This is a genomic window from Bacteroidota bacterium, assembly GCA_037133915.1.
Taxonomy (GTDB): Bacteria; Bacteroidota; Bacteroidia; order Bacteroidales; family CAIWKO01; genus JBAXND01.
Genome location: JBAXND010000006.1, coordinates 58,654 through 81,563, shown reverse-complemented (window position 1 = coordinate 81,563; position 22,910 = coordinate 58,654). Strand labels below are relative to the sequence as shown.

General features: G+C 42.7%; 22 protein-coding genes. 19 read left to right on the top strand and 3 right to left on the bottom strand.

The window, feature by feature from the left end; genetic code table 11:
• Positions 1 to 8: 8 nt before the first annotated feature.
• Positions 9 to 1,985 (bottom strand): T9SS type A sorting domain-containing protein, encoded by a 1,977-nt coding sequence (locus WCM76_03630; GenBank protein MEI6764706.1) that lies wholly within the window; start codon positions 1,983 to 1,985, stop codon positions 9 to 11.
• A gap of 114 nt (positions 1,986 to 2,099) precedes the next feature.
• Complete coding sequence (locus tag WCM76_03625; protein MEI6764705.1) at positions 2,100 to 2,756, bottom strand: septal ring lytic transglycosylase RlpA family protein; 657 nt, start codon at positions 2,754 to 2,756, stop codon at positions 2,100 to 2,102.
• A gap of 178 nt (positions 2,757 to 2,934) precedes the next feature.
• Here WCM76_03625 and WCM76_03620 point away from each other — a divergent pair, with 178 nt between their 5' ends.
• From WCM76_03620 to WCM76_03585, 8 genes are all read left to right on the top strand, one after another.
• Entirely contained in the window at positions 2,935 to 3,447 is a 513-nt protein-coding gene (locus WCM76_03620) for a YcxB family protein (GenBank protein MEI6764704.1), read from the top strand.
• Between the two features lie 61 nt (positions 3,448 to 3,508).
• Positions 3,509 to 4,054 (top strand): nitroreductase family protein, encoded by a 546-nt coding sequence (locus WCM76_03615; GenBank protein MEI6764703.1) that lies wholly within the window; start codon positions 3,509 to 3,511, stop codon positions 4,052 to 4,054.
• Complete coding sequence (locus WCM76_03610) at positions 4,047 to 5,351, top strand: phosphoglycerate kinase (protein MEI6764702.1); 1,305 nt, start codon at positions 4,047 to 4,049, stop codon at positions 5,349 to 5,351. Before WCM76_03615 ends, WCM76_03610 begins: the two co-directional genes overlap by 8 nt.
• A gap of 10 nt (positions 5,352 to 5,361) precedes the next feature.
• On the top strand, positions 5,362 to 5,856 hold the full coding sequence (locus tag WCM76_03605) for a hypothetical protein (protein MEI6764701.1): 495 nt from the start codon (positions 5,362 to 5,364) through the stop codon (positions 5,854 to 5,856).
• A 663-nt stretch (positions 5,857 to 6,519) separates the two neighbouring features.
• The gene (locus WCM76_03600) at positions 6,520 to 7,554 is read left to right on the top strand and encodes an adenosine deaminase (GenBank protein ID MEI6764700.1); all 1,035 of its coding nucleotides are present in this window, start codon (positions 6,520 to 6,522) and stop codon (positions 7,552 to 7,554) included.
• A 15-nt stretch (positions 7,555 to 7,569) separates the two neighbouring features.
• Positions 7,570 to 8,634, top strand: a complete 1,065-nt coding sequence (gene rlmN, locus WCM76_03595; protein ID MEI6764699.1) for a 23S rRNA (adenine(2503)-C(2))-methyltransferase RlmN — start codon at positions 7,570 to 7,572, stop codon at positions 8,632 to 8,634.
• A gap of 10 nt (positions 8,635 to 8,644) precedes the next feature.
• Positions 8,645 to 9,181 (top strand): adenine phosphoribosyltransferase, encoded by a 537-nt coding sequence (locus WCM76_03590; protein MEI6764698.1) that lies wholly within the window; start codon positions 8,645 to 8,647, stop codon positions 9,179 to 9,181.
• Between the two features lie 72 nt (positions 9,182 to 9,253).
• Positions 9,254 to 9,550: a metalloregulator ArsR/SmtB family transcription factor gene (locus WCM76_03585; protein MEI6764697.1), complete on the top strand. Its 297-nt coding sequence runs from the start codon at positions 9,254 to 9,256 to the stop codon at positions 9,548 to 9,550.
• Positions 9,551 to 9,573: 23 nt separating this feature from the next.
• Here the strand turns inward: WCM76_03585 and WCM76_03580 are convergent, their stop codons facing one another.
• On the bottom strand, positions 9,574 to 10,206 hold the full coding sequence (locus WCM76_03580) for a ribonuclease H family protein (protein ID MEI6764696.1): 633 nt from the start codon (positions 10,204 to 10,206) through the stop codon (positions 9,574 to 9,576).
• A 75-nt stretch (positions 10,207 to 10,281) separates the two neighbouring features.
• On the opposite strand from WCM76_03580, the gene WCM76_03575 reads away from it, so the two are divergent.
• The 11 genes from WCM76_03575 to WCM76_03525 all read left to right on the top strand — a co-directional run bounded on the left by WCM76_03575 (position 10,282) and on the right by WCM76_03525 (position 22,873).
• Complete coding sequence (locus WCM76_03575; GenBank protein MEI6764695.1) at positions 10,282 to 10,749, top strand: gliding motility lipoprotein GldH; 468 nt, start codon at positions 10,282 to 10,284, stop codon at positions 10,747 to 10,749.
• A 10-nt stretch (positions 10,750 to 10,759) separates the two neighbouring features.
• Positions 10,760 to 12,589, top strand: coding sequence for an excinuclease ABC subunit UvrC (gene uvrC / locus WCM76_03570; protein ID MEI6764694.1), 1,830 nt, complete (start codon positions 10,760 to 10,762; stop codon positions 12,587 to 12,589).
• A gap of 25 nt (positions 12,590 to 12,614) precedes the next feature.
• The gene (locus tag WCM76_03565; protein MEI6764693.1) at positions 12,615 to 13,886 is read left to right on the top strand and encodes a serpin family protein; all 1,272 of its coding nucleotides are present in this window, start codon (positions 12,615 to 12,617) and stop codon (positions 13,884 to 13,886) included.
• Between the two features lie 54 nt (positions 13,887 to 13,940).
• Entirely contained in the window at positions 13,941 to 14,459 is a 519-nt protein-coding gene (locus tag WCM76_03560) for a hypothetical protein (protein MEI6764692.1), read from the top strand.
• A 169-nt stretch (positions 14,460 to 14,628) separates the two neighbouring features.
• A complete protein-coding gene (locus WCM76_03555) occupies positions 14,629 to 14,796 on the top strand; it encodes a 4Fe-4S binding protein (GenBank protein MEI6764691.1) in 168 nt (55 codons plus the stop codon).
• Positions 14,797 to 15,229: 433 nt separating this feature from the next.
• Positions 15,230 to 15,847, top strand: coding sequence for an HTH domain-containing protein (locus WCM76_03550; protein ID MEI6764690.1), 618 nt, complete (start codon positions 15,230 to 15,232; stop codon positions 15,845 to 15,847).
• A 95-nt stretch (positions 15,848 to 15,942) separates the two neighbouring features.
• The gene (locus WCM76_03545) at positions 15,943 to 16,689 is read left to right on the top strand and encodes a hypothetical protein (protein ID MEI6764689.1); all 747 of its coding nucleotides are present in this window, start codon (positions 15,943 to 15,945) and stop codon (positions 16,687 to 16,689) included.
• Positions 16,690 to 16,777: 88 nt separating this feature from the next.
• Positions 16,778 to 19,492: a 2-oxoglutarate dehydrogenase E1 component gene (locus WCM76_03540; protein MEI6764688.1), complete on the top strand. Its 2,715-nt coding sequence runs from the start codon at positions 16,778 to 16,780 to the stop codon at positions 19,490 to 19,492.
• 89 nt (positions 19,493 to 19,581) lie between these two features.
• Positions 19,582 to 20,757, top strand: coding sequence for a dihydrolipoyllysine-residue succinyltransferase (gene sucB, locus WCM76_03535; protein MEI6764687.1), 1,176 nt, complete (start codon positions 19,582 to 19,584; stop codon positions 20,755 to 20,757).
• Positions 20,758 to 20,771: 14 nt separating this feature from the next.
• Positions 20,772 to 22,343, top strand: coding sequence for an L-aspartate oxidase (gene nadB, locus WCM76_03530; protein MEI6764686.1), 1,572 nt, complete (start codon positions 20,772 to 20,774; stop codon positions 22,341 to 22,343).
• Between the two features lie 17 nt (positions 22,344 to 22,360).
• Positions 22,361 to 22,873: a gamma carbonic anhydrase family protein gene (locus WCM76_03525; protein ID MEI6764685.1), complete on the top strand. Its 513-nt coding sequence runs from the start codon at positions 22,361 to 22,363 to the stop codon at positions 22,871 to 22,873.
• The last annotated feature ends 37 nt before the right edge of the window (positions 22,874 to 22,910 follow it).

Genomic DNA, 22,910 nt, shown 5'->3' with positions numbered 1-22,910 from the left:
ACAACGAACTACCGCAGATGTTCAACTCTGGTGCGCCAGATTCCTGCAACGGTAGTTATACTGATACTATACAACCCGGCGTCAAGTTCCGAAAGATTTAACGTTATGCTCGAACGTCCTTGCAGTACAGAAACTTCCTGATGTTGTATTAAGCGACCGCACAGGTCATGAACCTCAATGGTCCCGGAGCCGGTAATTTCCGAATTCAGTTGAAGGGTGGTTTGATTGCCGCAGGGATTGGGATAGGCTATCAATCCTGCGGAATTCATGGCGTTTTCTGAAACAGCACTCAGGTCGGCAAAAACATAACCGGTTATGCCGGTACTCATATTGTAATAGCTGCCGGATGGGCTTTCCTGAAGTTTTACTGCACGTACCATGTAATAATTCTCGCCCGCTGAAGGCGAAAAGTCCGTAAAAGAAGTTCCGGAAATCAGCGTCGGGCTGATGCGAGAATACTTCCCAAACTCGCTTGCAGAGCGAAAAACATAATAACCGTCAACATTTTCTGGAGAAGCATACCAACCTATATTGATACGGTTACTGTCGTTCACAATACCTAATCCGTAGGCGGGTGCAAGAACATGCATTCGTAGTGTAGGATCGCCCATCAGCGCAATATGCATGCAATGCGTTGAATAATTGCCAACATAGGTTCCGGTATTGTTCATGGACAGTTTTGCCGAATACCCGATGTTTTCACCCATTGCCATATGATGAAAAAGCCAATGCGGTCGTCCTGACCAACAGCTTGTAAGGGCTGTTCCTGTAGATGCCAGGGGCGCGCGCAAAAAATTATCCTGTGCGCTCCAGTCACCAAAATAGCTGCCGAACAATATCGTGAAAACAGAATTTACAGTGTCGTTTACAAAATCGGTGGTAGAACCAACGCCACCTGCACCTTGATACCAGCCACCTCCGCAACCATATGCCCATAAATAACTTTGCTGTGAAAGTGTTGTAAAAAAATCAAGTTCATGAATTGCAGTATCACCAAGCATAGGTGCAAAATTTTTCCATCCGCCCAATGCAAATGCTTCGCCGCTGAAGGCGCCGAAATTATCATCAATAAGTCCGCGCGGGATTGCCGTAAAATACTTATTTCGGAATGCATGATTTTTATGGAGGTATTGCCTGAGCAATTCCTGCTCGCTTTTTGGGAATGACGGCATATTCCAGAGGTCAATGCGCCCAATCTGCAATTCAACGTCCGTAGGAATGTAGCTTTGATCAAACTTCCCATCGCCCGGAATATTGCGATTCTCGGCACGACTGGCAACGGTATCAAAAATACTTGTATCAGTGTATGTGCCATCCATGTCGGCGTAGTAGGCATCTGCCGGCCAGGCGCCTTTATGATCGGGATGTGCATCAGGATTAAAATCGCCCGAAAATGGCACCGGAACATGACCGAACAGCAGCACCGCTTTTGCTTCGGCCGGAGCCGCATTATAATCAGCAAGAATAAGAGATTTGATGTGTGTAACGCTGTCGGTGCGGGAAACGTCGTGACGGATTATTGCCCATCCATCACCTGAAATATCCTGCATTAAGGTGTGAATTTCTGCTGAAAGACTGTCCGTAAAAGTGGAATCGACTACTAAAATCAACGTACCTCTGTGTTCTGTTGCCGCCATGTTCATCCCAACACAGATGTATCCTGATGCGCTTATGGGCGGAGCGTTTTCAGTAACGCGATATTCATACAGAGAATCTACAACAACATTATAATCTGTATATACAGTATCAGTACCGGCAAGGTTTGCAAGCGGAGCGCCCCAGGTCACCGCACTCTTAGTTTTGCGGTGAACAGTATGTGCAGTGGCGGTTGTTCTTTTAGGCCAGTGCAAAATAATTTTGGACTGTACGGTATCTATCGTGGCGGTGAGCAACACTGAATAATCTTTCGTGACCTGCGATTGCGCTTCAAACCCAAGCGATAATAAAAATATTATTGCCAGTGTATTAATTGATAAGTATTTCATGCGTTCCTAATTAGAAAGCAATGATAAAACTATTTCATTGGCAGAACAAGAAAAATATCGAAAATTTCAGTCTTTGATGCTGGGAATAATTCAAAAACTGCCGCAACCAAATTTTTAAAAGGAAACAATATGTGCTTCCGGAAGGTCTTTTTTTAACCTTCGAAGCAGCGCAGCAGCGCCCTTTTTTTGTTCCAGACATCCAATAATAAGGATGTACTCGGAACTGTCTTTTCTTATTAATTCATTGATAAAGCCGGGGGCATTGTATTTTTGTTCAAATGTGGTCAGCGCCTTTTTACAGTTTTCAAGACTTTGAAAATATCCGACAGCCACGCCATAACCGGTCGGAGAACACACATTCATATCATGGTCGTATATCACGGTTTTTACTTTTGACTGTGCGGGTTTATTGCCTGCAGAAGGTTTAACCGGCTCTTCATGCTTTTTAGGTGCAGGAACCGACTGGTCAGTTACACGTATTGATACTTTAACAACTCCCATAGGAATAATCCCCAAATCTTCGGCTGCTGCACGCGAAACATCAATGATACGGTTTTTTGTTGCAGGCCCACGGTCATTTATTCTGACAACAACCTTGTTGTTATTAGACAGATTTGTGATTTCTACTTTTGTTCCGAATGGCAAGGTACGGTGCGCTCCGGTGTATGCCCATTTATTATATTTTTCGCCACCGGTGGTATTGCGTCCCTGAAATTTATCGGCATAAAATGAGCAGCGTCCCGTTTCTTCAAAGTTTTGAGAAACGACCATGCCGGACAAAAAAATAAAAAGGGCAAATAACAGGTATTTTTTAAGAAGCTTCAGAAATTATACTATTGGTTAAAATGGAATATCTCAAGCGAGTGTGCAAAGATAATTAAATCATTTATATCATGAACAGGAAGCCGTTACGGCTTTTTGTTATCTTTGCAAACGCAATACTTTACCCATGGATCAGATCACAACAGAAATACAGTACACCCCGGAGGAACTCCAGCACAGTTATCAGGTACATTATAGGAAAATGCATCCCTTCCGAAGCCGGATACTGATGTTGCTGGGTATTTTATCTTTCATGCTGGGCGTTGGATTTATGATTTACACCTATGTCCGCGCAAGTGAAACCAACTGGTTTGCCTGGTTTCTCATAGTTTATGGGATTGTTGTTATCATTTATTACTATTACATGTATGTTACCATGGGCAAACGCATGTTTCGCAAAATGCCCGATTTTCACACCCCGTTTAAATACACATTTACACCTGAGGGCATGAGCGTACGCGGAAAAAATATCTCTACCGACAGCCGCTGGGCACACTTTCAATCGTATTATTTTACAGACGATCTTATAGTAATCTATCCTAATAAATACCGCTTTAATTTTTTTCCTAAATCACATTTTACCGCTGAAGAATACGACCAGCTGAAACAATGGATAGAAGCGGCATCCGCAAAGAAATAGCTGTGCATTGTCATGCTAATTTATTTTATAATTTTATTGTTTATTGAGGCTACTGCAACCTATGAACTTTATTGAACTTGCCCGTAAGCGCCAAAGTGTGCGCAAATATTCTTCAGCTCCTGTTGAAGCGGAAAAAATTAACCGCTGTCTTGAGGCTGCCAGGCTGGCGCCATCGGCATGCAATGCTCAGCCGTGGAATTTTATTATTGTTGACGAACCGGGGCTGAGAGAAAAAGTGGCTCGTGAAACATTCAGCACCATTGCGCCATTCAATAAATTTGTTCTAGAAGCTCCCGTTATCATTGCTCAGGTTATGGAGCGCCCAACGCTGCTTTCTCAGTTTGGTGGCCGTGTGAAGAACAAGGACTTTTATCTTATAGATACCGGAATTGCTGCGGAGCACTTATGTCTTCAGGCTGCTGAAGAAGGGCTGGGTACCTGCATGATTGGGTGGTTCAATGAAAAAAAGATAAAGACACTGCTCAATATCCCTGCCGGACGTGCCATTGGACTTATCATTACACTCGGCTATCCGGCCGGCGACACCATTCGCGAAAAAAAACGCAAAGACATGAATCAAATCTCAAAATTCAACAGCTATGACTGAGATATTAAACGGATTGAACCTGCCCCTGCTGCAGGATGCAGACCTCAAAGGGAAAATAGTTCTGGTGCGCGTTGACCACAACGTTGTAAAAAAAGGCATCATTCATGATCCATACCGTATCGATGCAACCATAGGAACCTTATATTACATCAATGCCAAAGGCGGCAAAATAATTCTGATGACACATGTTGGCCGGCCGAAGAATAAAAAGACTGGGGAAATTGCCATTGGCGAAGAATCGTCGGTACAGCCTATTGTGGATTATCTGCAGAACAAACTTCATATCAAACTTGGCGTTCCTGAGTTTCATACGGACGAGGGAAAAGGATACGTGGGAATTGAAACCTCCGTTAATCATTTAATCCGCGACCTGAAGGAAAATATTATTGATGGAATTTATTTGCCCAATACCCGCTGGTTTGCCGGTGAAGAGGCGAAAGGCGAAGAGTCGGACCGCTTTGCCTACCAGTTGGCCGGTTTGGCAGATATCTTCGTAAACGATGCTTTCGGCTCTTGGCAACCACATGCATCAACCGTGAAGGTCAACAAATACCTGCCGTCATACGCCGGATTTCTGATGCAGCGTGAAATTGAAAATCTCGACAGAATATACAGGCCCGAACGGCCCTTTGTTTCGGTGGTTGCCGGCTCTAAGTTCGATACCAAGATAGACTCATTGAATGCCCTGCTTAAAGTTTCTGATTTTTTGGTGCTCGGCGGAGTGATTTACAATGCGTATCTGTGTGCCAAGTATGGTTTCGAAATCAAAGGCATTGAAGCCGAAGATATGGAACATGCCCGTGATTTTGTGGAATTTTCAAAACAATATCCGGGCAAACTGATTGAATTACCCTATATCATTGAATCAGATACCCTGGAAGGTAAGCTGGAAGGACAGTTCAGAACCCATAAGGTCAGTGAAATCAAGAAAGGAACGAAGCTTAATTATGTGCTGGATGTTGACGCCGCATCTTTTCACGAACCTTCGGTATTACAGATTTTCCAGGAAGCAAAAACAGTTTTTGTGAATGCTGTGATGGGATTTACACCCCATTTTAATGAAGGCACCATCGCTCTTGACGAGCTGATTGATAAAAACATTGACGCCGTTAAACTTTATGGTGGCGGCGACACTATGCAAGAGTTGAAACGATTGCTGCCCGGACTGTACATTGTTGCACTTGATAGTCCGAAATATTATATTTTTACCGGCGGTGGTGCCGTGCTGAAAGCAATTCAAGAAGGCACCGTGAGTGGGCTTGAGCCCGTGAAAGCACTTATTAACGGTATGTTATAGCATGCGCGGTATGAGGTTTTTTTGTTTCAGTATTTTCACGCTGCTTTTTTGTGCGTTTTTGGTTTCCTGCGGTCGGAATACCGGCAGCACAAAAGACCCGTTTGCCGAAGTTAAAGGCACTCCCGTTAACCTTCTCGCAGCCAATGGAAAATATGTGTGCTGCCTGTCGGAGCTTAACGGTTTGCTGATAGCCGATCGCGACAGCGCCTTCGCCTGGGAGCTCTTTCGCATGATCGATCTTGGAAACGGAAAAATATCCCTGCGCGGAGTCAACAACAAATATGTAAGTGTTCTGAGTGATGACGATAATATTCTTGCGGCTCAGGCATTGGAAATTTCAAAAGCTGAAACTTTTGAGATAATACACACGACTGACAGCACTATCGCGTTAAAAGCAGGCAATGGCTTCTATGTTGGTATTGATACAATCCGCCATTTGAAATTGTTCGCAAGCAGCAAATCCGAATCCAACCCTTTTGCAAGAATAAAAATAGTGAAACGCTGATGCGAATCATTGTTTCTTTCAGCCCAGACCGGGGGAACTAAAATTTTTACACCCAATAAAAAAATCCTGCCGGGACTGTCGGGCAGGATATCTGCATTGATTTATTGTATTTGTTTTTTTAATACTGTCACTGAAGTCAAGGATAGGTTTTTTTGCTTGTCATATCCACCCGTTTATCTGCTTTCATACCCCTGTTTAATGCTGTTGATATTAATTTTCCTTCATTTAATGTTACAAATATACGACAATATTTGTAATTTAACAAATTGTTTTGTTTTTATTTTTTTGTGCCAAAAAACTAAAAATCTGATAATGAGCAATATGAAGTTATTGTTTTTTTTACATATTCTAATAATGACAACAATGGCATAAAAATGCGCATTTATACTTGCTTTCTTGTGCTGTTTTTTTATCGCCCGCCTGATGAAACGTGGTAATATTTCATCGCAGATAGGGTATTGATACGATTCGGTTGTTTAATGAGCAGCAAATATTTTAATTGATTTTAGGTTATTCGGAGCCCTGATTTTGTTGTATCATGCGTTCGGCTTATATTTGCACCCCTGTACATAAATTTGAAAATTGTGTGAAGGGAACAGCAAAAAACTGAATTACCAAAAAAGAACAACAGTTTATCAATTAGCAAAAAGAAATTTTAAACACATGAAAGAATCAATCAGCGCAAAAGAATTTATCAACGGTTTGCCAAAAGCCGAACTGCACCTGCATATTGAAGGCAGCTTTGAACCTGAGCAAATGTTTGAACTGGCCAATCGTAATAATATTTCCATGAAGTACAAAAATGTTGAAGATATTCGCGAAGCTTATAAATTCAATAACCTTCAGGAATTTCTTGATATCTATTATGCGGGAGCGGGTGTGCTTATTACCGAACAGGATTTTTATGATCTCACCATGGCTTACCTCGAAAGAGCGCACAAACAGAACATCATCCACACAGAAATATTTTTCGATCCTCAAACACACACAGCCCGAGGTGTTCCTTTCAAAACAGTTATTGACGGGATTCATCGTGCCATGGCCGATGGCGAAAAAAAATTCGGAATCACCTTCCGTCTTATTATGTGCTTCCTCCGCCATCTCGACGAAAACGAAGCCTTTGTTACTCTTGAAGAAGCCCATCCTTTTTTAGATAAGATTATAGCCGTGGGACTTGATTCTTCGGAAGTGGGTCATCCGCCTGCCAAATACGAAAAGGTGTTCAACAAAGCGCTTGGTTATGGATTTCTGACCGTAGCGCATGCCGGCGAAGAAGGCCCCGCCGATTATATCCGTGGCACACTTGACCTGCTCAAGGTATCGCGAGTTGACCACGGCAATCGCTGCCTTGAAGATCCTGCTCTGGTTAAGGAACTTGCCGAGCGCAAAATGCCGCTCACGGTTTGCCCGCTCTCCAACTTTAAACTTTCCGGAGTGAAAAACATGGCAGATCACCCCTTAAAAAAACTCATGGATAACGGACTCCACGTTACCGTTAACTCCGACGATCCCGCCTATTTCGGCGGTTATATCAATGAGAATTTCCAGGTGGTATATGAGGCATTGAACCTCAGCGAAGACAATCTCATTCTGTTGGCAAAAAATTCGATTCTGGCATCGTTTATTGATGATGCTAAAAAGACAGAATATCTGGCAAGAATCGATGATTATGCCTCCCGTTTCACCATCAAAAATTAATTTCAAACAGCCTTTTTGTTGTCCGGACTCAGCGATATAAGAACGTTCCCATTGGAGGAACTGCTTGCGTTTTTCAAGCAGCATGGGCAGGATACATACCGGGCAAAACAGGTGTACGAGTGGTTGTGGAAAAAGGGCGTTCAGTCATTTGATGAGATGAGCAGTCTGCCAAAAACCATCCGGCTTCTTTTGCAGGAACACTTCACCCTGAATCCGTTAATAGTTTCTGACGTTCGTGAAAGTCATGACGGCACGAAAAAATTCGCACTTTCACTTCATGACGAACGTGTAATTGAAACGGTGTTGATACCTTCGGAAAACAGGGTTACGGCATGCATCTCCACTCAGGCGGGCTGTGCCTTACGCTGTGGATTCTGCGCAACGGGAATGATGGGATATAGCCGCAATCTGGAATCGTGGGAAATATACGGACAAGCATTTTTCGCACACAAAGAGGCCATGCGCATTAATGGTAACGGTCTTTCAAACATAGTATATATGGGCATGGGCGAGCCCTTGCTGAATTATGAGAATACGGTGAAATCAGTTGAAATGATTAGCGGGAACGATGGGTTATCCATGTCGCCTCAGCGTATTACAATTTCCACTGTTGGAATTGCACCGGCGATTATGCGTCTTGCCGACGATGGAGTAAAGGCGCAGCTTGCCGTTTCACTTCATTCTGCCGTTCAGGGGAAACGCGCATCGATGATGCCTGTGGCAAAAACATATTCTCTCGATGAATTGTCGAAAGCAATATCCTATTATCATAAAAAAACAGGAAACCGCATTACCATAGAATACATTCTGTTCCGCGACCTGAATGATGGTCCCGGAGATGCCGAAGAACTGGCGATATTCTGCCGAAGCTTTCCCGTAAAGGTGAACCTTATAGAATATAACAATACCGGATCTGAAAAATATAAAAAAACGGAAACAAAAAAATTAAGTACTTTTAAGCACTTTCTTGAATCAAAAAACATGATTGTAAATATCAGGAACAGCCGTGGTGGCGATATTAATGCAGCTTGCGGTCAATTAGCCTCACTTAACAATAATCAAAACAATACTCAAAAATAAAATAGCAGCGATGGGAACCATTATCACCGTAAAGGACGTCGAAAATTCAATCAGAAACATCCCTGATTTTCCTCAAAAAGGGATACAGTTCAAGGACATTACAACTGCTCTGAAAAATCCGGACATTTTTTCGTTTGTTGCCGATGAATTATTCAAACAATACGAAGGAAAAGGAATTACTAAGGTGGTTGGCATTGAATCACGCGGTTTTATTATGGCAAGCATTCTGGCGTATAAATTAAAGGCAGGCTTTATTCCCATCCGTAAGCCGGGCAAACTTCCGGCGCCCACGTTTTCAAAATCATATTCGCTTGAATATGGATTGAACACACTTCATATTCATCAGGATGCACTTGACAAAGACGATGTTGTTCTCCTGCATGACGATTTATTGGCAACCGGAGGAAGCGCGTCGGCAGCAGTAGAGCTTATTAATAAATTCGACGTTCGTAACATATACATCAGTTTTATCTGTGAGCTCACATTCCTGAAAGGTCGGGAAATACTCGGAACTGAGAATAATATTCAAACACTAATCAAATATTAAGGTAATACATCTAGTTATACTTGCATATTGCATTTTTTTTTCGTACATTCGTTACGAATAAATTAATAAAATATGACAAGTACTGTACTTGATATTCAGAAATTAGATCAGGCGGCAAGCAAACTCAGGGCAATTTCACACCCCATGAGAATTGCAATTATTAACCTCCTGGAAAACGACGCAAAACTCAATGTAACCCAGATATACGAACATTTGGGTATTGAACAGGCGGCGGCTTCACATCATTTAAATATCCTAAAAAGTAAGGGTGTGCTTGAATCCCGGCGTTCCGGAAAAAACACTTTTTACACTTTAAAACATGCCTCACTATTGCAAATTATCAAGTGCATTGATAAATGCAATGAGTAGTTAGGTTGTATTGCTGTGTTGATTTATTTACGTCCAAAATCGGCCGGGATTTCTCCCCAGACGTCGGTATGCCATTTTAAAATGGGATTTTCCCAGTGGTTTTCATGAAGCCACTTTTCTGCCCGCTCCAGAAGTTCGAAAAGAATTTTGTTGTGATCGGTGGGCTCCAGTTTCGTTTTGGCCTTTTTACGGCTTATCCAGCTTATCGCTGTTTTACTGTCGGTATAAATAGGAAGGCTTGAACCGCGCTGTTTAAGATAAGCCAGTCCGTGAACGATACCCAGAAATTCACCGATATTATTTGTGCCGTCGCGATAAGGTCCCTGATGAAAAATAATTTCTCCGGTAGCGGTAATCACACCCTGATACTCCATGTCTTTACTCACCGTATTCCATGCCGCATCCACACTGATACTGTTCATTTGCGGTCTCCCGACCGGAGTGTCAGACCGTCCTGATTTTTTTGTTTCCGCACTTACGCTTCCAATGTGTTTCCACGGATTTTCAGCAAACGCTTTTTCTGCCTCTTCTTTACCGGCAAATGATTTATATAAAGCCCCATCGAATCCGCTCACCTGCCTCAGACATTCATCCCAGGTTTCGAAAACGCCTGCCTTAGCACCTTTCCATACAACATAAAACTTCTTTTTTGCCATAATATATTGCCCGTCATGGCGGGAATGGAATTAAACCGTAAATTTACTTCATTATTCATAATAAAATCATTTAACATGAGAGTTCCTGCAATTATCATGGCACTGTGCGCAATAGTTCTTGTATCCTGCAACAGCAACAAAGTTTTTCAGAAATACGAGAAAATCGGAGATAATAAATGGATGCGCGAAAATACGGTCAATTTTGATGTCACCATTGATGATACCAAACCTGATTATAATGTTGAAGTTGCCATCAGGCACAGCAGCTACTATGCTTTTGCCGACCTGCTTTTTAATGTCACTATTGTATCTCCTTCGGGAGAAATCCGCACCAAAGATTTTGACGAATACCTGCGCGAAAAAGACGGTACATTTAAAGGTGAAGGCGCCGGCGATCTTTGGGATATCACCTTCCCGGCATTCACAAAAAGCAGGTTCAATGAGCCGGGCGTTTATAAAATATCCGTACAGAATATTATGCCTTACACGACTACCGAAGACATCATGGAAGTGGGCCTTATAGTGACCAAAGCGAAAGAATAATTGTGCTGATATGAGTGCCGACACGGACAAAAAAAAGAATCATCTTATTGAAAAAATAGTTCGGCTCCTGCCGGACAAACCCGGTGTTTACCAGTTTCTAGATGAGAACGAAACGCTTATATATGTAGGCAAAGCAAAGAGTCTTCGAAAGCGAGTCGCATCGTATTTCAGACCGGAAGAAACACTTACCGGAAAAGTGGCGGTGATGGTGCGCAAGATAGCCGACATCCTCACCATAATTGTTGAAACCGAATACGACGCACTGCTCCTCGAAAACAATCTGATCAAGAAATTTCTTCCCCGTTACAACGTTTTACTGAAAGACGACAAAACCTATCCGTGGATTTGTATAAAAAAAGAGCGCTTTCCGCGAATATTCCCAACGCGCACCGTGCTGCGCGACGGCTCTGCATACTTTGGTCCGTATGCCTCGGTACGGATGATGAATACGCTGTTATCACTGGTATCTCAGCTGTTTCCGTTGCGAAACTGCAACTATAATTTATCGACCGAAAATGTAGAAAACAAAAAACACAAAGTGTGTCTGGAATTTCACATAGGAAACTGCAAAGGTCCGTGCGAAGGCTTGCAAACGGAGCAGGATTATGATACCAATATTGCGGCAATCAGGGATATTATTAAAGGAAATATTGCCTCGGTGATGCAGCAACTGAAAAAAACCATGGGCGATTATGCTGCAGATTTTGAGTTTGAAAAAGCGCAGCTGGTGAAAGAGAAACTCGATATTCTCGAAAAATATCAGGGAAAATCAATGGTTGTGAATCCTCAGATACATAATGTTGATGTGTTTACCATTCTCGACGGCGACCAGACGGCCTATGTAAATTACCTGAAAGTAATGGGTGGCTCTATTGTGCAGGCACATACCATAGAAATAAAAAAGAGGCTCGACGAAGCCCCGGCGCAGCTGCTTGCACTTGCAGTAGCAGAGTTGCGCGAACGGTTTGAAAGCAATTCGGCAGAAATTTATTTGTCTTTGGAAATTGAAACTGAAATTCCGGGTGTAAAAATTACGGTTCCGCAGATTGGCGACAAAAAAAAGCTGATTGAACTGTCGGAACGAAATGCGAAATATTACCGGCTCGAAAAAGAAAAGCAAAAAGAGCTGGTTGATCCCGGACACCGTACAAACCGAATTCTTGAAAAAGTAATGAAAGACCTGCGGTTGCGGGAGCTTCCTACACGGATAGAGTGTTTTGATAACTCAAATATACAAGGCGATTTCGCAGTGGCCGCCATGGTAGTTTTCAGCGATGCCAAACCCGATAAAAGCGAATACCGCCACTTTAACATCAAAACCGTAACCGGAGCGAATGATTATGCCTCGATGGAAGAGATTGTTCACCGACGTTACAGCCGGTTGCTTGAAGAGCAAAAACCACTTCCGCAACTCATTGTAATTGACGGCGGAAAAGGGCAACTCAGTTCGGCAATGCTTAGCCTTGAAAAACTCGGATTGGCAGGAAAAATAGCTATTATAGGCATTGCCAAAAGACTGGAAGAAATTTATTTTCCTAACGATTCCGTGCCTGTATATCTTGATAAAAAATCGGAAACATTGCGGCTGATACAACAATTGCGTGATGAAGCGCATCGGTTTGGTATTACGCATCATCGCAAAAAGCGTGAAAAGGAAACAATTAAATCAGAACTTACAGAAATAAGCGGCATTGGCGAAGAAACCGCCAAAGCATTGCTGAGGCATTTCCGCTCGGTAGAAAATATACGCCTGGCCACAGAAGATGATATTGGAACCGCCATTGGAAAAGCTAAAGCGAAATTAGTATACACGCATTTTAATGCGGCGCAGAATTTGTAAGCATACCACCATAAATTCTAAAATTATGAAGACCTTGATAAATAAATTTCTCATCGTAATTATTGCGGCATCGGCACTGGGGTGCAGCCACAAAACAGCGCCAACGGCCAATTACAACAAATCAACCACAATAGATGAGCCTACAGTTGTTGTTCATTCCGATTCAATACTGGTCAGAAACAACAATCTTTTTGCACTTGAACTTTACCGGCAGGTAAGCACCGGCGGAACGAATGTTTTTTATTGTCCGTTCAGCATTTCAGCGGCACTTGCCATGACGTATGCAGGCGCTCGCGGAACCACTGAATCCCAGATGAGCCGTGTGTTACACTTCAGCAGCGACCAGCACCGTTTTCATGCCGATTATAAAGAACTGCTGAAACACCTGAATTCATTGGAGAAAAAAGATTCGCTTGAAATGAGTCTTGCCAATTCTATGTGGGTACAGAAAGATTACCCTTTTCTTTCGTCATACACAGACCTCGTTAAAAAACAGTACAAAGCAGGTCTCAAAAATGTTGATTTTAAAACAGAACTGAATAAAAGCCGTCTTGCGATTAATAAATGGGTGGAAGATGAAACCAACGCGAAAATAAAAGATTTGCTGGTTGATGGTTCGCTCTCCGACCTTACGCGTCTGGTACTTGTCAACGCCATATACTTTAAAGGGGCGTGGGAAAAACCATTCAGGGCAGAGGACACACGGAAAATGGACTTTATGTTATCTGCCGCGAAGCCGGTAAATACGGATTTCATGGTTATCGAACACAAATTCGGGTATGCTGAAACTGAGGCCGTGCAGGTGCTTGAGCTTCCGTATGCCGGAAAAAGTGTTTCCATGATTGTTTTTCTGCCAAAGCAGGCCGACGGGATTGCATCCCTTGAAAAAGGATTCAGTATTGAAAATTACTACGCATGGACGGCTTCGCTTAAAATGCAAAATGCAAAAGTGTTTATACCGAAATTCAGCATGACTGAAGAATTTGAGCTGAGCGATGTGTTAAAAAAAATGGGTATGACCGATGCATTTAGTCTTGCTGCCGATTTTTCGGGTATGACGGGCACCAAGGATTTGTTGATTGATAAAGTGGTGCATAAGGCGTTTATTGATGTGAACGAAAAAGGAACGGAAGCTGCGGCTGCAACAGCTGTAGTGATACGCGAGAAATCCATGCCCATGAATGTTGTGACCTTCCGCGCCGATCATCCTTTTATGTTTGTGCTTCGCGATAATGCCACGAATAATATCCTGTTCATAGGCAAAGTGGCAAATCCTTCAGCCGAGGGGGAAGATTAATATTTGCATAAGTGCATCTGACTGCGTATATTTGGGTACCCAAATTCCACCACAATGAAAGAGAAACTGCTGGTTGGTATGCTCGGCAAAACACAGTCGGGTAAAACGCATACATGGAACACTATTTTCGAAAAAAAAGAAGTGAAAACGGGTCGCAACCTGCGTAAGTTAACACTCAATGAAAAGGGCGATTCCGTTGATGTATTTCTTGTGAACCGTTCGGCACAGAAGCGGCACATGGATATTTCGCAGATTATTACAGTAGACCAGCCCAAAATTGTACTATGCTCACTTCAGTACGCCAAAGAGATTGTGAAAACACTGAAGTATTTTGTGGAGAACGATTATTTTCTGTATATCCACTGGCTCAATCCGGGTTACAACGACCCGCATGATGCACCACTGTTTTATGATTTTGATGTGCTGAATTATATTTTTTCGGCCGATTCAATGATTGGCGTTCGAAACGGAAAAAAAGAGCCTGCGGAACGTGTAAGGGAAATCCGTGATTTTATTTATGCATGGAGCCGTGAACGGGGTTTGCTGAAAGAAAAGTATGCTCTAAAACTGTAACATGAATAAGTGATTCTCAATACTTGTGTCCCTTTTATAAGACCTTATCACTTACTTTTCAGACATATATCATTTATCTCCGCCTTAAAATTTAATAAGTTTTTGCGCTGATTTGTCAGAAATAGATATATTTGCATCGGAAAAAATATTAACCCAAAATTCAATTGATATGGCTTACAAAATAACCGATGATTGCACAGCTTGCGGAACATGCGTTGACGAATGTCCTGTTGAAGCTATTTCTGAAGGCGATATTTACAAAATAGACCCCGATGTATGTACCGACTGCGGTGCCTGCGCCGATGTTTGCCCCGTAGAAGCAATCCATCCGGAATAATTTATTCTGCAGTTTTTTCAAAAACCCTGCCCTCAAAGGCGGGGTTTTTTATTTATAAAAAAATAAATACGTGTTATTAATAGGAATGTGCTCTTTGATGACCTACCTTTATCAAACTTGTTCGCAAAATATCTAAAAATTCCTGCTCTTGCTTCCGGAAGGAAGCAGTGAAAATAAATATTTAAATATAGCCAATTGACCAACCAGTTTCCTTTCTTCTTCGCCCAATTCTGCCTTGTTTTTTCTTCACATTAATTTTTTTCTCATTACTCGGACACAATGTTGTCCGACCAAATTTTTATAACACTACTTCATTATATATTTTTGGGTTCGTTTCATGAAATACGAATGTATATATAGTGTTTTCGCAAATACTGTATATGATTATTTTATGAACATTTGGCGCTGATTTTACTCTAATAAACTAGCTGATATGGATAAAACTGTTTTGATATGGACGAAGGATGATAGTTTGAAGGAGCGGGTCAGAACAGCCGTAGAGAAACTTGGGTTGCGTTTGGTAACTGCCGAATGCGACGCCGATATTATCGGCATTCCGTGTTTTTATGTGATTCTCGATTCATCGAAGCTCAATGCTCCACTCACTGAGTATCTGAATAAAATGGCCAGAGTGATGGCCGACTATGAGCAGACAATTCTTATTGTTGGTACAAACAGGCACCGAATTCCAAATCCGTTAAAAAATTTCGTAGTCAAACTGGATGAGGTTCCCGATAGTTTGTTCCTGGAAAAGAGCATTGAAAAGGCCCATGATAATTGCCCGGCAGTGATGCGGCAAAATATGAACAATACGTTTGCCTACACACAATTTGACCGAACAAAAAAACGAATTTTCAGAGTGTGGTATCTGCACAAGGAACTCACGAAAAAAGGAGGATATGCAAATACCAAAGTGTTTGCAAATATTTTCAATGTGAGTGAAAAAACGATTCTTCGCGATATAAAAATACTTAAAGATTTTAGCTGTGAAATATACTACGACGGCTGGGCTCAGAATAAGGGATTCTATATGCGAGAATCGTTCAAATAAACTTTTTCGGGCAGGTTGGAATTGCAGAGAGTTTTCGGTACAATAAAAACAATAGAAGTGAAGGAATGTGAATTATTGGACATTAATCCAATTCTATGAGACAATTACAACTATCCTTCAATGGTCCGTTTCCATTCAAAGATCTTGAAGTTGGAAGTTTACAAAAAAAAACCGATAAGCCGGGCGTCTACATCTGGGGTTTCGAACATCCCTTGAATAAAAAGTTTATACCATATTTTGTTGGTGCCGCGGGCCTTTCAGTACGCTCACATCTGGCCAGGCACTTTAAAACTATTTTTAATGCATCGGCAAACACCTATAAATGGCTTTCCGAAGATTATTTGTTCGGGCTAAATGAAGTTCTGCCGTTTTATGCCGATGAAAAATTTCCTGATTTCAACGATTCGCTTCTTTTTGCCGGAACGCAGCATCTTCCTTTATGGTACCATGCACACAGAAGCTACTTTGATGACAAATTTATTTATCTGAATAATTTCGAATTCCTGAGAAAAACCGATGCCGGTCTCCGCATGACGGCTGATTACCCCTTTTCTATACTTGGACAGGATGTCTCGTCACTGGTTCCCTACCTTGACAGACTGCAATTTTGTTACGGAACGATTGTAAATGGGCTGAATCTGAAATTATTTTATGAGTATATGGAAGCGTTCATCCGGTTTTTGTTAAAGGGAAAAACGATGGGTAATTCTCTGAATTTTGGTGATGTTCGCTATTTACAAAAAAATGTCTTCCCTGGAGTGTTTATCAGAAACAGCAATGGCGTTCAGCATTTGTTCAAGGAAGATATCGGACTCGACTTTTCCGGTTACGAGATCTATTAAATGCAAAAAATCATCTTTCTGCAATAGCATCGGTACCTGATGCATAATTATCCGTAATTTTGCGATACAGTACCGAAATGCTCCGTAAATGGACAATTTTTCTTACCTCGAAAATGCAAATGCGTTCTATTTAGACGAATTGCACCGCCAATATCTCGAAAACCCATCAGCAGTAGACCCCGGCTGGCAGCGTTTTTTCGAAGGTTTCGAATTTGCCCGCAAGCAATATCCCTTGAAGAAAAGCTCTGCGGGCAGTGCTTTTGACGATGAGGTGAAAGTAATTAATCTGGTGAATGCATACCGTGAGCGCGGTCATTATTTTACGCTTACAAACCCGGTACGAACACGCCGTCAGTATTCACCTACACTTGATATCGAAAATTTCGGACTGGTTGAAAAAGACCTTGACCGGACTTTTGCTGCCGGAAGCGAACTTGGATTGGGTGCGGCAACTTTAAGGCATATAGTTGAAGAGTTAAAAATCACCTATTGCAGCCACCTCGGCGTAGAATATATGTATATCCGCCGTCCGGAAATTGTTAGCTGGCTGAAGCAGAATATGGAAAGCCGCCGGAACAAGTCCGCATTCAGTGCTGAGCAGAAAAAAATGATACTGCATAAAGTAAGTGAGGCGGTATTGTTTGAACGCTATCTTCATACCCGTTATCCGGGACAAAAAAGTTTCTCTCTCGAAGGTGCAGAAGCGTTGATACCTGCACTTGATGCCGTAATTCGAAAAGGTGCCGCGCATGGATGTCTGGAATTTGTTATAGGCATGCCACACCGTGGCAGACTGAATGTGCTGGCCAATATTCTTCATAAATCATACGAAGCTATATTTACCGAATTTGCAGGAGCACCCTTTGAAGACCATTATCTTCAGGGAGATGTAAAATACCACCTGGGATATTCATCCGATTATGAAACCGGCGAAGGCCGTCCGGTGCACCTTACACTTACACCTAATCCTTCGCACCTTGAAGCTGTAGGACCCGTAGTTGAAGGTATTGTGCGTGCCAAAACCGATAAATATAATGATTGTACCGGCAGCAAAGTCGTTCCCATACTTATTCACGGAGACGCTTCAGTTTCAGGGCAGGGAGTTATATATGAGCTGCTTCAGATGTCTGAACTGCAAGGCTACAGAACCGGAGGAACCATACATATTGTTGTGAACAACCAAATTGGATTTACGACAAACTATCAGGACGGACGTTCGAGTATATACTGTACCGATGTGGCGAAAACCATACAGTCGCCTATTTTTCATGTGAACGGCGATGACGTGGAAGCGGTTGTTTATACTGTGCTGCTTGCCATGGATTACCGCAAAAAATTTCATAAAGATGTTTTCATCGACCTGTTGTGCTACCGACGCTATGGTCATAATGAAAGTGATGAACCCCGCTATACGCAGCCGCTTCTCTACAAGATTATTGAGAAACACCCGAATCTGCTGGATATTTATATTGAAAAACTCAGAAATGAGGGGGTTATTGGCATAAGCGAAACGGCCTTAATAAAAGAGCAGTTTGACAGGATGCTTGAGGATGGGTATCTTGCATCAAAACAAAAAACGCATGCAACGATTAGAGCATTTCTCGAAAATCTGTGGACAGGAATAGTTCGTGCCGACACCACGATTATTCACAAAGAATTTGAAACAGGTATCGCACCCTTACTTTTGAACGAAATAGGCACTAAAATAACGCAACTTCCGGCAGAAAAAACCTTCTTTAAAAAAATCGTGAAGCTGCAATCAGACCGTCGTGCAATGCTTTCTGAAAACGGAAATGTTGACTGGGCCATGGCAGAATTGCTTGCTATGGGAAGTCTTTTACAGGAAGGGTTTCCTGTGCGTTTGAGTGGTCAGGATGTGAAACGGGGCACCTTCAGTCAGCGTCACAGCGTGCTTACGGTCGAAGATTCGGAAGAGGAATTTATTCCGTTGAATACCATATCTGACAGTCAGGCAAAATTTGATGTTTATAATTCACTGCTTTCGGAATATGGCGTGCTGGGCTTTGAGTATGGTTATGCTCTTGCCACACCGAATGGGCTCACTATTTGGGAAGCACAGTTCGGCGATTTCGGCAACGGCGGTCAGATTATCATTGACCAGTTTCTTACCTGTGCCGAAGAAAAATGGAATGTTATGAATGGCTTGGTATTGTTGCTCCCGCACGGATACGAAGGTCAGGGGCCGGAGCATTCCAGCGGGCGTTTGGAGCGCTTTATGGTGCTGTGCGCCGGGAATAACATTACCGTTGCAAATTGCAGTACGCCGGCAAATTATTTTCATTTGTTGCGCAGACAGCTGCACAGACCCTTCCGCAAGCCGCTGGTTGTTTTTACCCCTAAAAGCCTGCTCCGGAATCCGGCATGTGTTTCCTCACCGGAAGCATTTACTGCGGGCAGTTTTAGTGAAATTATGGATGATGCGACAACTGCAGCCGAAAAAATTACGCGTATCATTTTGTGTACGGGAAAAATTTATTACGAACTTGCAGATGAACGTAATAAAAATGGAATTGACACGGTTGCTATAATTAGAATTGAACAGCTTTTTCCGCTTGATACGGAAAAACTTCAAAAAATCATGAGTCGTTATAGAGGAGCCATTGAATTTTTATGGGTTCAGGAAGAGCCTGCCAATATGGGCGCAGGACCATTCATGATGCGTAGTTTAACGTTCAGTCCGTTTATATTAGTTGCCCGTCCCGAAAGCGGAAGCCCTGCCACAGGCTCGGCACAAGTGCATAAGATAGAGCAGCGACAAATAATTGAACGTGCATTTCAATGAATAAAGTCAATATAAATATTTGATGGTAAATTGTATGAAAAGCTCACACAAGTTACCATGAAAAACACAAACCACGCTTAGCGATTTTCATGGAAATAAAAATCCCCAGCCCCGGAGAATCCATCACTCAGGTTGTAATTGCAGCCTGGCTCGTTAAGAATAATGAGTTGGTGGTAAAAGATGCCGAAATTGCCGAAGTGGAATCGGATAAGGCGACTATGGCCCTTTACGCGCCTGTTACCGGCAGGATTACCTTGCTTGTTGACGAAGGAAGCACCGTAAATGTTGGTGATGTGGTGGCCACCATGGAGGTCGGTTCAGAGATTCCGGAAACAATAACTGCCGACATTCCTGTTAAGCCACAACCAGCAACTGTGCTCCCGGAACAAAAACACATACACATAAGCCCGCTTGCAAAAAAAATAATAGCAGAAAACAAAATAGATACCGGGAAATTTCAGAACATACCGTCGGGGCAGCGTATAACTAAAAAAGATGTTTTATCTCCTGTAAAGGAAAATAAATTAGAAGAACCGGGTCGCGAAACGGAACGAAAAAAAATGTCGCCACTACGGTTAAAGATTGCTGAAAGGCTGGTATCTGTTAAGAATGAAACGGCCATGCTCACTACGTTTAATGAGGTGAACATGAAAAAAATTGCTGAGTTTAAAACTCTTTACGGACAACGGTTTATTGAAAAATTTGGAGCCGTTCCCGGATATACAGCTATATTTGCAAAGGCTGCTGCGCTTGCATTACAAGGGTTTCAGGCAGTAAATGCACGAATAGACGGAGAAGAAATAGTGTACCATAAATATGTTGACATCAACATTGCCGTAAGCAGTCCGAAAGGCTTAATAACTCCATTGGTAAGGAATGCGGATAAACTGAATGTTCGCGATATTGACGTGCAAATCAAAGATTTTGCCGCGCGTGCAGCGGCAAACCGTATCACACTTGACGACCTTGCTGCCGGCACTTTTACTATTACCAACGGTGGCATTTTTGGATCGATGATGTCAACGCCAATTATCAATCCGCCGCAAACAGCCATTCTCGGCATGCACAAAGTGACCGACCGTGCTATGGTGGTGAATGGTGTTATTGAAATATTGCCGATGATGTACATCGCGCTGTCGTACGATCACCGGCTTATTGATGGAAAGGAATCGGTGGGATTTGTTGTAAAAATGAAAGAGATACTTGAAGATCCGATAGAGAAATTATTTGGAGGTGAATCAAATTTAACAGAACTATTACGCTGATAAAATCAATTGAAATGAGAAGGATAACAGACTTCCTGGTGTTAGGCTCCGGCATTGCCGGACTTAGTTACGCGCTGAAAGTTGCGAAACACGGGAAGGTTATTATAGTTACAAAATCCAATGCGGAAGAATCGTCCACACGATATGCCCAGGGTGGCATCGCGGCAGTGATGTACAGTCCTGATTCGTACGAGAAACATATTCGCGATACCATAAGCGCCGGAGCCGGATTGTGTAACGAAGCCATCGTGAAGATTACGATTGATGAATCAACGGAACGCATACAAGAGCTTATTGACTGGGGAACACAATTTGATAAAAATGAGTCTGGACAGTTTGACCTTGCCAAAGAAGGCGGTCACTCTGAACACCGCGTTTTACACAGCAAAGACAGTACAGGAAAAGAAATTGAGAAAGTACTATTAGAGCAGGTTAAAAAGCATCCAAACATTGAAGTGCTTGAAAAACATTTTGCCGTAGATATTATTACGCAGCATCATATGGGAATCCCTGTAAACAAGCGAACCAATGATATTGCCTGCTATGGCGCATACGTGCTGAATCCCGAAGAGACAAAGATTTACACGATACTTTCAAAGATTACACTGATAGCTACAGGTGGCGCCGGAAATATTTACAGCAATACAACAAATCCCGAAGTGAGCACCGGCGACGGCATTGCGCTTGTTTACCGGGCAAAAGGAAAAGTTGACAATATGGAGTTTATACAATTCCATCCCACAGCTCTTTACAATCCGAAAGAACGTCCATCGTTTCTGATAACCGAAGCCATGCGGGGGTTTGGAGGCATCCTCAAAACAATAAAAGGCGAGGAGTTCATGAAGAAATACGATTCCCGCGAATCGCTTGCTCCCCGTGATATTGTTGCACGCGCCATCGACACCGAGATGAAGCTCAGCGGCGATGAACATGTATGTCTTGATTGCCGCCATATCCGTAAGAATGACCTGATACAGCATTTCCCGACGATTTATGCGAAATGCCTGAGTATCGGCATCGATATTTCAAAAGAAATGATACCCGTAGTTCCTGCGGCACACTACACCTGCGGCGGAGTTGCGGTTGACGAATACAGCCGCAGCTCCATTCGTAATTTATATGCAACGGGCGAATGTGCCTGCACAGGATTGCATGGCGCGAATCGTCTTGCATCCAACTCACTGCTTGAATCCCTTGTGTTTTCGCATCGTGCAGCCATCAGCGGTATTGAAATTCTTGAATCTGTAAGCATTAATAATGAAATCCCCGATTGGAATGCCGAAGGAACAGTGCTGAATGAAGAAATGATTCTGATTACCCAGACACTGAAAGAACTGCGCGAGATTATGAGTAATTATGTGGGCATTGTCCGTTCCGACCTCCGGCTGAAACGCGCTATGGACAGGCTACATCTGCTCTACACAGAGACTGAGGAACTCTACGAACGGTCAATACTCACATCGCGGATATGCGAAGTCCGTAACATGATAAACGTAGCCTATCTCATTATTAAAATGGCGATGAACCGCAAGGAAAGCCGGGGGCTGCATTATTCAATTGATTATCCGAAACTCAACAATTCCTGATTTTTTAATTACAGAATATGGCATTGATAAAAAAGGTAAAAGGAGTCGCTCCGCAGTTTGGTAAAGGCTGCTGGCTGGCTGATAATGCTACAATCACAGGCGATGTGATAACCGGCGACAGCTGCAGTTTCTGGTTCAATGCAGTAGTTCGCGGAGATGTACATTCCATTCGCATCGGTAATAATGTGAATGTTCAGGATAATGCCATCATTCACTGTACATACCTGAAAGCGCCTGTAACTATTGGCAATAATGTGAGCATCGCGCACAATGCGGTGGTTCATGGCTGTACTATACATGATAATGTTCTCATCGGGATGGGTGCCATTGTAATGGACGGCGTAATTATAGAAAGTAACTGTGTAATTGCGGCAGGTGCAGTGGTATTAGAAGGTACGCTCGTTGAATCGGGCAGTGTGTATGCCGGTGTTCCTGCAAAAAAAGTAAAGTCTATCAATAAAGAGTTGCTGGAAGGTCAGGTAAAACGCATTTCCGATAACTACATGATGTACGCAAGCTGGTACGATTGAAGAAAGACGTAAGACGACAGACTTAAGATAAAAAACA